Source organism: Acinetobacter sp. Q85-2, from assembly GCF_013420555.1.
Lineage (GTDB): Bacteria > Pseudomonadota > Gammaproteobacteria > Pseudomonadales > Moraxellaceae > Acinetobacter > Acinetobacter indicus.
Genome location: NZ_VOXW01000031.1, coordinates 1 through 12,479, shown reverse-complemented (window position 1 = coordinate 12,479; position 12,479 = coordinate 1). Strand labels below are relative to the sequence as shown.

The window sequence follows — 12,479 nt, the reverse complement described above, 5'->3', positions numbered from 1 at the left end:
AAGTTGGATTTACAAGGAATTGCATATGGAGATTAAAGAACTGAAACAGGTAGAAGTCATTACTGATGTTTTATGTGATGTATGCAACCAATCAACGAAACTAGAGTTTGGAACTTTATCGGCGCATTGGGGCTATGGTTCCAAGCATGACGGGGAAAGATATGAATTGCAGTTATGTGAGAAATGTTTCTTTTATGCCCTGACGACATTAAAAAAAGAGCGAGCAGATGAGTTTATGTTTGATGAAAATTTTGACCCTTCAACCCTGGATGGGTTTGGGTTGAAGTGAACCTATCATCGCGATAGGTTCTAAGAATCCAAAAATATACTGATCCAAATTCAAGCCGGTAGTTTCATTTTTAATGGCGAATAAGGGATTCAGGAAAAATATTGTTCTTTGCTTCGAGGTCACTGAGTTCGGAAAAGGCTTGAATACCGCCTGCAGCTTCAATGCCATCTAAAGCGACAGATAGAGCTTCCTGATCTGACGGGAAAGTTTCATCCCATACAGTAGAAGTACCACTTTGACTCACTACTTCCAGTGTCCAATCACTGTCAGGCAGTCGATAAATGAGAATTTCGACCTGCTGATTATGTTCCTGTAAAACTTGAGATAAGGGAGAGTCGATTAAATCATTTTCATCATAATCGTGAGTATGGTGATTGTCTGACATCAGAGGCAACCTTTATTGTACTTAAGATCCGTCCATAGTAATGAATGAATCAGATTTTGCCTAGCAGGAGGAATATTATCGGTAAAAAGAGCGGTGAATTCTAAAAAAGAATTGCCCCGACAATAAAACAAAATAATCCAAAAATCACCCAAATCCAGACATTCGATTTGGGTTGCTCAGTATGTGATGTATAGAACGGTTGTTGTTCCTGAACAGGATTCTCTTGGTTGCCAGCTCTGTTCTTATAGGGCTGGTGTTTTGAATAGGATAGGCCTGTGCCAGGAATACCAACGCTGGTTCGGGTGCCTTTTTTGCCAATATTTAAAGAAGCACCAGGTTTGCCAATGCTGAACCGTTGTATGGGGCTGGAAGATGCCTACCCATTCAAGCTGACCGAAGCGGTAAAAGACAAGCTTCGATTTATACATCGGCATGTACTGGAAAAAGTTTTTAAATCATCCAAATGATCTCTAAACGACAAAAAACTGAATGCAATAAAATGAATAAAGCCCGTATACAACGGGCTTTATTTAATGATCAACGCGATTAAACGTATTAAGCGGTTTTCATTGAACCGGTTTCTTCAAATTGGGCATGCCAAGACAAAGCTTCATTCAATAAATGTGGTGTCTGACCACCACGCGCGCAGGCACGTTCAAAATAATAATTTAAACTATCACGGTAATCTGGATGAGCACAGATATCGATAATCTTGCGGGCACGTTCACGCGGTGCCAAACCACGCAGATCTGCCAAACCTTGCTCAGTCACCAGAATATCAACGTCATGATCGGTATGGTCGGTATGGCTGACTAGGGGAACGACTGAAGAAATCGCACCACCTTTGGCATAGGATTTGGTCACAAAGATGGCAATATGCGCATGACGGGTAAAATCTCCCGAGCCTCCAATGCCGTTCATCATCTTGGTTCCAGTAACATGGGTTGAATTCACATTTCCGTAAATATCAAACTCAAGTGCTGTATTAATCGCAATAATCCCGAGACGGCGAATCAGTTCAGGATTATTGGAAAGTTCCTGTGGACGCAAGACAATTTTATCTTTGTATCGATCAAAATTGTTCATCACTCGTGCGGCACAGTCATCGGTCAGGGTCATGGAGCAACCTGAAGCAAAGGTCATCTTGCCTGAATCGATAAGCTGGAAAGTGCAATCCTGCAAGACTTCAGAATACATTTCCAGATTATTGAAATTGGAATGTTCGAAGCCGGCAAAGACCGCATTGGCCACGGAGCCCACACCGGATTGCAGCGGCCCCAGATTTTCAGGTAAACGCCCTGCTGCCACTTCCTGTTCAAAGAAATGAATCAGGTGACTGGCAATCGCCAGCGTTTCTTGATCCGGTTCGTCCATGCCAAAGGAAGTGTCTGGAATCTCATTGATGACAATCGCAGAAATTTTTTCAGGTGCAACATGAATCCCGATTGTTCCAATTTTGTCACTGGCTTGAGTCAGAGGAATTGGCCCGCGGTTTGGGCGCGCTTGAGGTACATAGATATCGTGAACACCTTCTAGCGCGGGATTAATCGTCATATCAATTTCAATAATGACCCGATCTGCCATTTCGATGAAATTTGCAGAATTTCCGCAAGAGCCTGTCGGAATAATCTGACCGTCTTCAGTAATCGCAGTTGCAGCAATTACAGCCACATTAATCGCTGGCAAGTTTTTATGACGGATATTATCGGCCAGTTCAGAGAGATGCTGATCGACATACATCACTTCACCGGCATTAATCGCTTTACGTAAAGAAGGATCTGCCTGATAAGGATAACGGCGGGTTATGACATGTGCTTCATTGAGTTTTCCATCAATCCGGTTCCCCAGACTTGCACCTGTCGCCAAGGTAATATGAATTGGATACTTCTGTGCATATTCAGCCAAGGCCAAAGGCACAGTTTTCGCTTCACCTGCCCCCCCAAAACCACTTAAACCAACTACATCGCCATCTTGAATCAGTTGTAGTGCTTTTTCGACAGATACGACTTTATCTTGTAATGGGAGCAAACGAATGCGCTCTAAACCGTTCATAAAAAATCTCAAAAATATAAAATAAAGAGGCATCTGCTCCTGATGAACCAAGAGCATTAACGTCTAAATCAATAATTAATTTTGCTAATTCGAGCATTGAATTTTGGCTGGACTTAAACCAGTTCCACTGCAATCGCAGTTGCTTCACCGCCACCGATACACAGTGCGGCAATACCTTTCTTGCCACCAGTACGTTTTAAGGCATGAATCAAGGTCACAATAATACGGGAACCAGAAGACCCCAGTGGATGACCGAGCGCACATGCGCCACCGTTGATGTTGACTTTTGCAGTATCCAGTTTAAAGCCATCAATGGCTAGCATCGTCACCATGGCAAAAGCCTCATTAATTTCCCAGAGGTCCACATCAGCGGCATCCCAACCGGTTTTTTTCAGGACTTTTTCAATCGCACCGACAGGTGCAATGGTGAATTCCGAAGGATGCTGCGAATGGCTGGCATAGGCCAAAATATTAGCCAGCGGTTTTAAGTTACGCTGTGCAGCAATTTCACTAGAGGTGACCACCAGTGCTGAAGCACCGTCTGAAATTGAACTGGCATTTGCTGCGGTAATGGTTCCGTCTTTTTTGAAGGCTGGACGCAAGCTTGGAATTTTGTCCGCTTTGGCATTTAAAGGCTGTTCATCCTGCTCAACCACCACATCGCCTTTACGGTTACTGACAGTGACTGCTACGATTTCATCTTTAAAGAAGCCTTGCTGAACAGCCGTCACCGCTTTGTTTAATGAGCCAATGGCATAATCGTCCTGCTGTTCGCGTGTATAGCCTTTTTTATCTGCCATTTCCTGTGCCAGAATTCCCATCGACAGACCTGTTTCTGCATCTTCCAGACCTTCCTGGAACATGTGATCCGTGACTTTGCCATGTCCCATACGGAAACCGGCACGTGCCTTGTCCATCAAATATGGCGCATTAGACATAGATTCCATGCCACCTGCGACCACAATTTCAGCCGAACCCGCTTTGATTGCATCTGCTGCCTGCATCACCGCTTTCATGCCTGAGCCACAGATTTTATTGATCGTGGTAGCGCCTGTTGAATCCGGTAAGCCGGCTTGACGCATGGCCTGACGTGCCGGGCCTTGTTTTAAACCCGCCGGCAGTACACAGCCCATAATTACTTCATCAATATCGTTTGCAGTTAAACCTGCACGAGCTACAGCTTCCTTGATCGCCACAGCACCCAAATCAGGCGCCGTACAGCTTGAAAGTGAGCCTTGAAAACCGCCCATTGCGGTACGTACAGCTTCTACAATTACAATCATTCTAATCTCATCCTTTTTCATCATTGTTATTTAACACCGCACAGTAGCAGCTCTGCAGTGTTTGTCCTTCGCAATATTTGCCGGTTTAAGCCTGTGCAGTGAAATAGTCTTCAGGTAATTGCATGACCAGTTCTGCACCTGCCTGAATACGTTGAATTCGGGCACTCAAATCCGGGAGAATTTTGGCGACATAATAGTTCGCCAGTACCAATTTGTTCTGGAAATAGCTATCGTCTTTCGTTGATGCAGCTTTGCTGATACGCGCATACATATACACAAAGCTGAGCAGACCCACCGCATGCAGATAATCGACCGCAATCGAGTTGGCAAAGTCCGGATTCAGTTGAGACTGCTCGACGATAAAGCCGGTGATGTCTTCCAGTTGCTGACAGGTCTCTAATGTCGCCGCTTTAATCGTCAATGAATCATCCAGACCTTGGGCGAACTCGCGGATTTCAGCGATATACTCTGCAATATAAGCACCTTTACATTTGGTGGTTTTACGGCCGATCAGATCAATCGCCTGCACCCCATTGGTCCCTTCATAGATCTGTGAAATGCGCAGGTCACGGATACATTGTTCCATGCCCCATTCACGAATATAACCATGACCACCGAAGCACATTTGTGCTTCAAGTGCAGCATCCAGTGCTTTATCGGTGAGATAAGCTTTGGCAATAGGCGTTAATAAAGCTACACGATCGGTTGCTTTACGCACTGCCTCAGGATCAGTGGAATATTTGGTAATATCTAGCTGCTGACCGACATAGACTGCGAAAGCACGAGAAGCTTCATTATTGGCACGTACATTCAGCAACATACGGCGTACATCACCATGTACTAGAATCGAATCGGCTGGTTTTTCTGGCGATTTAGCGCCGGTTGATGCACGGCCCTGTAAACGGTCGGTCGCATATTGTGCGGCATTCTGATAAGCAAATTCTGCCGCGCCAATGCCTTGAATCCCCATCGACAAACGTTCGTAGTTCATCATCACGAACATGCCCGCCAGACCTTCATTTTCATTGCCCACCATATAGCCTTTAGCACCATCAAAGTTCATGACGCAGGTTGCTGAGCCTTTGATGCCCATCTTATGTTCGATCGAACCGGCAGCCACTGCATTGCGCTCACCCAGGGAACCGTCTGCATTGACCAGGAATTTAGGGACAATAAACAGAGAAATACCGCGTGAACCTGCTGGCGCGTTTGGGGTTTTGGCCAGTACCAGGTGAATGATATTTTCACTCAGATCATGCTCACCGCTGGTAATGAAGATTTTGGTGCCACTGATGTTATAGCTGCCATCTTCATTGGGTTCAGCCTTGGTTTTGATTATGCCAAGATCAGTACCCGAATGTGGCTCAGTCAGACACATGGTGCCCGACCATTCGCCCGTATAGAATTTTGGTAAATAGGTTTCTTTCTGTTCTTGTGAAGCACGATCATTAATCGCCATGCCAGCACCGACAGTTAACAGCGGGTATAGCATGAAAGATGGATTAGTACTCCAGATCATTTCATCAGCCAGTACAGTCAGCATTTTTGGCATGCCCTGACCGCCCCATTCTTCAGGCGCACCCAACCCCACCCAGCCGCCTTCAGCAAACTGTTTGAAAGCTTCTTTAAAACCTGCAGGTGTTTTGACTTCACCATTACTAAACTGAGCACCACCTTCTTCATCTGCAGGTCGGTTTAGATCAAGAATCACATTCTTGGAAAACTTGGCCATCTCCTCCAGAATTGCATTTGCAGTTGCCATATCTAAATGTGCAAGATTTTCATTATCTTGCCAAAATTGTTCGGCCTGAAACACATCATTTAAAATAAATTCCATGTCTTTTAGTGGCGCATTATAAATAGGCATTTTCACATTCCTTCACTGGTGATACTCAATCCTGTTACTGAGTATTTTTTCATTATGGATTCGAGAAAATATTTTGAGACTTTTTGCTCGAATCCATGCATGTCATTCAAAAATCATCATGTCGAATTAATCCAGCAGTAAATCTCATTCAACTAAATAAGCGACATAAAATTTAAAAACCAAAGCTTCATGTCACCGTTATTTACTGAACCAAGCAGGCTTAAAATGATTCTTTATTCACCGCTATAATCCTTTGCCAGGACGGTCTTAAACCGAATAATGATTTCACTTGATGTGCTGAAACAATAAAATAATTATGCTGAAAATGGAATTTTATTTAGCAAAGTTGATCTCTAGGGTTCAGTTTTCTTGACAATATTTCCAGACTGACACTATATATATTTTTCATTGTCAGCAGTTGCTGCATAAATATACAAAATTAGATAAATATCACGACCTTAGTTTTATAGCTATCTTGGGTAAAATTGAATATTCTTGAAAGGTTCTTTTTCGAAAAATATGGACCAAGAGGATGACGACTGTAAAACAGCAGAACTTCCTTCTTCGTAAAGAGAAGATCCTGAGCATGGCAGAAAGTCTACTGCTTGATAATAATCAGGACATCACCTTGAGTGAACTTGCTGAAGAACTGGACATCGCCAAAGGAACCATCTACAAGCATTTTAAAAGCAAGAACCAGTTATATTTAGAACTCATCATTCTGAATGAAAAAAGAATTCTGGCAATTTCCGATAAATATAATAACGATATTAAAAATTATGTTTCGCAATATATGCTTTATCACATGCTCAATTCAAACCGGACTATTTTGCTGCATGTTATTGAAGAGCGTTTAACCAATAATGAAAAAAACCTGAAAGAGTTATTTCAGGAACTCTACCGTATTCGTGAAGAACGGATTATCCGCATTAAAGATATGACCCATGATTATCTGGTGTCTTTAGACAGTGCCATGTCAATCCGGGATTATTTATCTTATATCTGGACAGTCACTTATGGCGCTTCATTATTATTAAATTCGACCAGTTATCAAAAAGCGATTGGTTCACGTGAACGCCTGATTAAGCTATATATTAATCAGGCGCTGATGACCCCGGATAAAATCTCATCAGTATAATCACTAAAATAAAAAATGCCTGATTCGATCAGGCATTTTTTATCTGGCTATATGATTTCATAAGATCACTTTCGCGATCTAACTCGACAACCATCAGGCAGCCACAGGCGGGAAACCATCTTCGGTTAAAGCTGCAACAATCTCAGACTCACTGGCTGTCGATTCAACTTCGACCAGTTTAGTGGCCCCATCAATATTCACAGTGGCATTTTCATCCAGATCTTTAATTGAACCGTACCGGGTTTGTCGGAGACTTTTTTATTTAAGTTAGGCCACCTGACCTAACGGGTTAATCTTATCATAGTACATTGCTTCAAACTCAAAAGGCGATACATAACCCAGTGCACTGTGTACACGCTTTTTATTGAACCAATCTACCCAGTTTAGTGTCGCAAGTTATACATCTGCTAAACCTTGCCAATCTGCTTTTAAATATTCAATCACCTCTGTTTTGTATAAGCCATTCACCGTTTCAGCCAGAGCATTATCGTATGAATCACCAGTTGTACCGACTGATGCTCGTAAATTTGCAGCTTCTAAACGATGAAGCATATTCAGCAGATATTGCAGTCAGGGACTTTTACTTCGACATATAAGTTTGCTTTGCTGATAAGTATCACGCGTCTGGCGATTGAACAGGGTCAAGATACCGGTGCTGCCTTGCATTTGGACTATCAGGATATTGCGGAAAAGTTTATTGACCTGTACTGGAAACAGTCTCTGCCGTTTCAGTTTAACCAGTATGAGCCTTTTACTATTCATCAAAGCACTGGTAAGCAGGCAAAGATCATCAGTGAAATTCAGAATGCACAGCAACAATTCAAGACCTTGGCCGCGTTGAGAAAGGATGTATTTTACTGGAACAGGCTGAAGCGAACAGTTGCGACAACGGTTAAGCAAATGCCGGTAGTATATTTGCAGAATCTGAATGGTCAAACCGTAGAGTTTCTCTATCATCTGCAGGATTGCAAACAGTCACTTAAGCTGTTGCCCAAGGTGATGTATTGCTTAAGACAATTCAGTGAAATTATTGAAGAGCTGTGCCAAAAGCGCTGGATTGATTTTGTCCGACTGAACAAGCAGAACCTAGTTGTACTTGATGGCTTGCCTGACCTAGATGAATTCATGTTTGCTCCAAGTCGTAATCAATTGGGGCAGGTCGCGGACTTCTTAATCGACTTACAGCAATGCCAGTTTTTACTGTGGCAAAAGCCTGAAAAACTCAAAATATGCCGTGGATCATTTTATTCCCTGGTCTCTATATCCTGCCGATACCGGACATAATTTTGTCCTGGCAGATGATAAATGTAATTCACTGAAAAGTAATTATCTAGCGTCCGAGCAATTCTTAGATCAATGGAGAGAACGTAATCATCTGCATGATCAGGCGATTAGTCGGGAGATTTCGCAACTCGGTTTTTTGACCGATCTGCAGCGTTCACATCGGGTTGCAGACTGGGCCTATCAGCAGGCGATTGAGCATGAGTATTTAGTTTGGTTGGGGGGCAAAGATAAACAGATATTGGCTCATCCTATATCTGGTGTCTTTTGAGACCGTTATTCTTTGCAGAGATTCTGTTATCCAAAGACCAATATTTTCGAGAACAAATTGAATATTCAGCAAAATAGTATTCTATAGACAGCTGAATTAGAGCTTTCAGCCCTTACAGACTTTTAACTGGAGGCCTTCATTCTCACAATATGTTGCTACAAAATTTAGAATATTCACCTGTTTGGAGATTGAATTGATAGATCACTTGGCTTGAGCACGACAATTTATGTCCTTTCCCATTTTTTTACTGCTGCATGATTTAGAATTTTAGGTAAAATCATTTGATTAATGATTCACTTAATTGGACTTCTATAACAATGACCCACGTACAACTGCAACAATTACAAAAACAACTTTGGAATATTGCCAATACTTTGCGTGGTACCATGGGCGCCGATGAATTCCGTGATTACATTCTGGGTTTTATTTTCTTTAAATATTTATCAGAAAAATCGGTGAACTTTGCCAATGAATTGCTCGATGGTGAGGAGGTCAGCTTTTTAGAATTAGATGAAAATAATGCTGAGCATGTGCCGTACATCGAAGAAATTAAAAAGAATGCCATTGCCGAAGTCGGTTATGCGCTCACACCCAAACAGCTATTCCATACCTTAGCCGAGCGTGGTCGTCAGGGCGAATTCATTTTGGATGATTTAACTGCGACCTTAAAATCAATTGAACAAAGCACGTTAGGCACCGACTCTGCCGATGACTTTGCCAACCTGTTTGAAGACTTAGATCTAAACTCGACCAAGCTTGGCAATAATGCCAGCGACCGTAATGCACTGGTGGCGAAAGTCCTGAGTCATTTAGATGATATTGATTTTGATATTAGTAATACCGAAGCCGATGTACTGGGTGATGCTTACGAGTACCTGATTGGTGAGTTTGCATCAGGTGCGGGCAAAAAAGCGGGGGAATTCTATACCCCGCAAACGGTATCGACTTTATTGGCAAAGATTGTCACCCAAGGCAAAGAGCGTTTACGTTCAGTCTATGACCCGACTTGTGGTTCAGGTTCGTTGTTGCTACGGGTAAAACGTGAAGTTAAAGATGTCGATATGATTTACGGTCAGGAGATGAACCGTACTACTTACAACTTGGCACGCATGAACATGATTCTGCATGATGTGCATTTTGCCAAGTTCGACATCAAGCAGGAAAATACCTTAACCCGTCCGCAGCATTTAGATAAAAAGTTTGATGCGGTGGTGGCGAATCCGCCATTTTCTGCAAAATGGTCTGCCGATCCTTTATTTTTACAAGATGAACGTTTTGCCGCGTATGGCAAACTGGCGCCAAGTTCTAAAGCCGATATGGCGTTTGTACAGCACATGCTGTATCAACTCGATGACAACGGCACCATGGCGGTGGTGTTGCCGCATGGCGTTTTGTTCCGTGGTTCGAGCGAGGGCGTGATTCGTCAGTATTTGATTGAACAGTTGAACGTGGTGGATGCGATTATTGGTCTACCCGCCAATATTTTCTATGGCACGTCTATTCCGACCTGTATTTTGGTGTTGAAGAAAAACCGTGAGCAGAGCAGCAATATTCTGTTTATTGATGCCAGCAATGATTTTGAAAAGCAGAAGAACCAAAACAAGTTATTGCCTGAGCATTTGGATAAGATTGTTGCGGCATTTGAAAAGCGTGAAAATATTGAAAAATATGCGCATGTGGCGACCTTGCAGGAAGTGAAAGATAACGATTACAACCTGAATATTCCGCGTTATGTCGATACTTTTGAAGCGGAAGCCGAAATTGATTTAGATGCGATTGCAAAACAGCTTCAAGCTTTGGAACACGACAGCCAAAAAACCGATGCCATCATTGCAGATTTCTGCAAAGAGCTAGGCATTGTTTCACCGTTTGCGGAGGTGAAGTAATGGCTGTGCCTAAATTACGTTTTAAAGAGTTTGATGGGGATTGGACAAAATCATCATTAATAAATCTAGCAAAAGATAAGTCTTTAAATAATGGTGTTTTTAATGACCAAAATAAGGTTGGTCAAGGTTATAAGCTAATTAATGTCTTAGACATGTATATTGAAAGAGATATCGATGAATCTAGATTATCTTTATTAGATTTAGATTTAAAGGAATTTGAACGCAATAAAGTGAAATTTGGCGATATATTTTTTACTCGCTCCTCCTTAGTTAAAGAAGGGGCGAATTCAAACATGAGGTGCGACAGTTTCAAAAGCCTTATGATAATCAACAAGCTGAGCAAACTTCTCTAATGGTGTAAGCCAATCTAACGCTTTTCTAGGACGAGTATTCAGTGACATGGCAACTTGATTTAAATAATGCTGATCTGCCTGATTTAAATCAATCCCTTTAGGTAAATATTGCCTAATTAAACCATTCATATTTTCGCATGTGCCTTTTTGCCATGGTGAATGTGGGTCACAGAAATATACATCTATGCCTAAATCTTCTTCGAGTATTTTATGTTCTGACATCTCACGTCCACGGTCATAGGTCAACGTTTTACGCAGTTCTGCAGGTAAATATTTCAGAGCTTCAGTTAAAGCCTTGCGCACTGATTCTGCCTTTGCATCAGGTAATGTTGCCAAGATACAGAGCCGTGTATTTCGTTCAATAAGTGTTGCTATCGAACTTTTATTGTCTTTACCTTTAATTAAATCGGCCTCCCAATGACCCGGTATTTTTCTTTCTTGAACTTCGGCTGGGCGCTCATGAATAGTTTTAATATCCTGTAATATAGAATCTTTTTTAGGTTCACCGTTAGCTTTTCGCTTTTTATTTTCATGACGCAGACAGGATAATAAGTCTTTTTTCAACTCACCCTTTGGTAATGCTCGTATAGTTGAGTAAATCGTTGTATGGCTTACATTCATTATTTGATCCAAATCAGGAAATGTCTTTAAACGCTTCGATATTTGCTGAGGAGACCATAAACAACGGATCGCTTCAACAATAAATCTCCAGAGGATTGAGTCGATTTTGAGTTTTCTGTGACCACGTCTACGTCTAGCGAAGGTGTTATCAGAAGCATATCGAGCTTGATAAACGTCATTGATGCTATTTCTTTTAAGTTCACGATAGATCGTACTAGGATGTCTTTTAATAAGTTCAGCAAATTTTCTGGGTGAAAAGCCTTCTTTTCTTGACTCAAGCATTAATGCAGTACGATCTTCAAAGTTAAGATGATGGTATGACAATTTTATATACTCCATAAACCCTTTAAATTAATTAGGTGGTTTATGTCGCACTTCAAGTTTTACTCTGCCAGGAATTGCTTTCTCGAATGTTTATTTAGGTCATAGCCAAGATATTACTTATGATGGACATTTAATCAAATTAAGTCCTGATTTAGAAGTCACAAATCCTAGTTTTTTAAACTATGCATTAAAAACATCTAAGGTTCGTAAGCAACTAATACAGGGTGGCAAAACAGCTACCATGACAACTATAGGTCAGCAGGAAGTCGGTAAGACAACTATTGATTTTCCAGTTTTAGATGAACAAAACAAAATCGCCTCTTTCCTTTCCGCAGTCGATGAAAAGATCCGCCAACTGAACCAAAAACACGAACTGCTTAGCCAATACAAACAAGGCATGATGCAAAAGCTGTTTAGCCAGCAGCTTCGTTTTAAAGCGGATGATGGGAGTGAGTTTGGGGAGTGGGAGGAAAAAAGCATATTAAAAATTGCTGATGTTTCAATTGGTTTAGTTACAACTATGACTACGAACTATCGAGAGAAGGGTGTTCCATTAATTCGCAATTCCGATATTAAACCAAATAAAATAGCAGTAGATAGATTAACCTGAATCGCGGATAAGAAATTGACTTGAAAAATAAGAGGACTAGAGCCATCAGTTGAGTTACCACACCAAACTCACAACTCTAGTCCTGATGTTCAATAGTACCGAATTATTCTGCGTAATTG

The 12,479-nt window shown here is 41.7% G+C and carries 9 protein-coding genes and 6 pseudogenes; 7 read left to right on the top strand and 8 right to left on the bottom strand.

The window, feature by feature from the left end; all coding sequences use genetic code 11:
• The first annotated feature begins 25 nt into the window (after positions 1-25).
• Entirely contained in the window at positions 26-289 is a 264-nt protein-coding gene (locus FTT68_RS13170) for a hypothetical protein (RefSeq protein ID WP_180175413.1), read from the top strand.
• Positions 290-359: 70 nt separating this feature from the next.
• Here the strand turns inward: FTT68_RS13170 and FTT68_RS13165 are convergent, their stop codons facing one another.
• Both FTT68_RS13165 and FTT68_RS13160 read right to left on the bottom strand, forming a co-directional pair.
• The gene (locus FTT68_RS13165) at positions 360-674 is read right to left on the bottom strand and encodes a hypothetical protein (RefSeq protein ID WP_168390427.1); all 315 of its coding nucleotides are present in this window, start codon (positions 672-674) and stop codon (positions 360-362) included.
• Between the two features lie 100 nt (positions 675-774).
• Positions 775-1,035: pseudogene (locus FTT68_RS13160) on the bottom strand (DUF4236 domain-containing protein); the annotation flags it as partial.
• Between FTT68_RS13160 and FTT68_RS13155 the strand changes: the two are divergent.
• Positions 1,013-1,141: pseudogene (locus FTT68_RS13155) on the top strand (putative zinc-binding metallopeptidase); the annotation flags it as partial. The pseudogenes FTT68_RS13160 and FTT68_RS13155 sit on opposite strands and share 23 nt — an antisense overlap.
• An 88-nt stretch (positions 1,142-1,229) precedes the next feature.
• Here FTT68_RS13155 and FTT68_RS13150 read toward each other — a convergent pair.
• The 3 genes from FTT68_RS13150 to FTT68_RS13140 all read right to left on the bottom strand — a co-directional run bounded on the left by FTT68_RS13150 (position 1,230) and on the right by FTT68_RS13140 (position 5,876).
• A complete protein-coding gene (locus FTT68_RS13150; protein WP_168390428.1) occupies positions 1,230-2,726 on the bottom strand; it encodes a succinate CoA transferase in 1,497 nt (498 codons plus the stop codon).
• A 113-nt stretch (positions 2,727-2,839) separates the two neighbouring features.
• Positions 2,840-4,015: a thiolase family protein gene (locus FTT68_RS13145; protein WP_171062587.1), complete on the bottom strand. Its 1,176-nt coding sequence runs from the start codon at positions 4,013-4,015 to the stop codon at positions 2,840-2,842.
• A 79-nt stretch (positions 4,016-4,094) separates the two neighbouring features.
• Positions 4,095-5,876 carry an acyl-CoA dehydrogenase C-terminal domain-containing protein gene (locus FTT68_RS13140; protein ID WP_180175412.1) on the bottom strand — a complete coding sequence of 594 codons (1,782 nt, stop codon included), beginning with the start codon at positions 5,874-5,876 and terminating at the stop codon, positions 4,095-4,097.
• A gap of 532 nt (positions 5,877-6,408) precedes the next feature.
• On the opposite strand from FTT68_RS13140, the gene FTT68_RS13135 reads away from it, so the two are divergent.
• On the top strand, positions 6,409-7,014 hold the full coding sequence (locus FTT68_RS13135; protein WP_180175411.1) for a TetR/AcrR family transcriptional regulator: 606 nt from the start codon (positions 6,409-6,411) through the stop codon (positions 7,012-7,014).
• Positions 7,015-7,107: 93 nt separating this feature from the next.
• Here the strand turns inward: FTT68_RS13135 and FTT68_RS13995 are convergent.
• Both FTT68_RS13995 and FTT68_RS13130 read right to left on the bottom strand, forming a co-directional pair.
• Positions 7,108-7,245: pseudogene (locus tag FTT68_RS13995) on the bottom strand (heavy metal transporter); the annotation flags it as partial.
• Positions 7,246-7,281: 36 nt separating this feature from the next.
• Positions 7,282-7,560: pseudogene (locus tag FTT68_RS13130) on the bottom strand (integrase core domain-containing protein); the annotation flags it as partial.
• Here FTT68_RS13130 and FTT68_RS13125 point away from each other — a divergent pair.
• From FTT68_RS13125 to FTT68_RS13115, 3 genes and pseudogenes are all read left to right on the top strand, one after another.
• Positions 7,558-8,566, top strand: a pseudogene (locus tag FTT68_RS13125) (HNH endonuclease). The pseudogenes FTT68_RS13130 and FTT68_RS13125 overlap by 3 nt on opposite strands.
• A gap of 317 nt (positions 8,567-8,883) precedes the next feature.
• A complete protein-coding gene (locus FTT68_RS13120) occupies positions 8,884-10,452 on the top strand; it encodes a type I restriction-modification system subunit M (RefSeq protein WP_180175410.1) in 1,569 nt (522 codons plus the stop codon).
• Positions 10,452-10,805, top strand: a complete 354-nt coding sequence (locus tag FTT68_RS13115; RefSeq protein ID WP_180175409.1) for a hypothetical protein — start codon at positions 10,452-10,454, stop codon at positions 10,803-10,805. Before FTT68_RS13120 ends, FTT68_RS13115 begins: the two co-directional genes overlap by 1 nt.
• Here the strand turns inward: FTT68_RS13115 and FTT68_RS13110 are convergent.
• Positions 10,740-11,708 (bottom strand): IS30 family transposase, encoded by a 969-nt coding sequence (locus FTT68_RS13110; RefSeq protein ID WP_252726082.1) that lies wholly within the window; start codon positions 11,706-11,708, stop codon positions 10,740-10,742. The two genes, FTT68_RS13115 and FTT68_RS13110, sit on opposite strands and share 66 nt — an antisense overlap.
• A gap of 94 nt (positions 11,709-11,802) precedes the next feature.
• Between FTT68_RS13110 and FTT68_RS14105 the strand changes: the two are divergent.
• A pseudogene (locus tag FTT68_RS14105) lies at positions 11,803-12,226 on the top strand (restriction endonuclease subunit S); the annotation flags it as partial.
• Positions 12,227-12,479: the final 253 nt, after the last annotated feature.

What these genes read in the sequence shown, in the direction of transcription:
- FTT68_RS13115 (WP_180175409.1), top strand. Translation starts at nt 10,452, where the DNA reads ATGGCTGTGCCTAAATTACGTTTTAAAGAGTTTGATGGGGATTGGACA.
- FTT68_RS13150 (WP_168390428.1), bottom strand. Translation starts at nt 2,726, where the DNA reads ATGAACGGTTTAGAGCGCATTCGTTTGCTCCCATTACAAGATAAAGTC.
- FTT68_RS13110 (WP_252726082.1), bottom strand. Translation starts at nt 11,708, where the DNA reads ATGCTTGAGTCAAGAAAAGAAGGCTTTTCACCCAGAAAATTTGCTGAA.
- FTT68_RS13135 (WP_180175411.1), top strand. Translation starts at nt 6,409, where the DNA reads ATGACGACTGTAAAACAGCAGAACTTCCTTCTTCGTAAAGAGAAGATC.
- FTT68_RS13120 (WP_180175410.1), top strand. Translation starts at nt 8,884, where the DNA reads ATGACCCACGTACAACTGCAACAATTACAAAAACAACTTTGGAATATT.
- FTT68_RS13165 (WP_168390427.1), bottom strand. Translation starts at nt 674, where the DNA reads ATGTCAGACAATCACCATACTCACGATTATGATGAAAATGATTTAATC.
- FTT68_RS13170 (WP_180175413.1), top strand. Translation starts at nt 26, where the DNA reads ATGGAGATTAAAGAACTGAAACAGGTAGAAGTCATTACTGATGTTTTA.
- FTT68_RS13140 (WP_180175412.1), bottom strand. Translation starts at nt 5,876, where the DNA reads ATGCCTATTTATAATGCGCCACTAAAAGACATGGAATTTATTTTAAAT.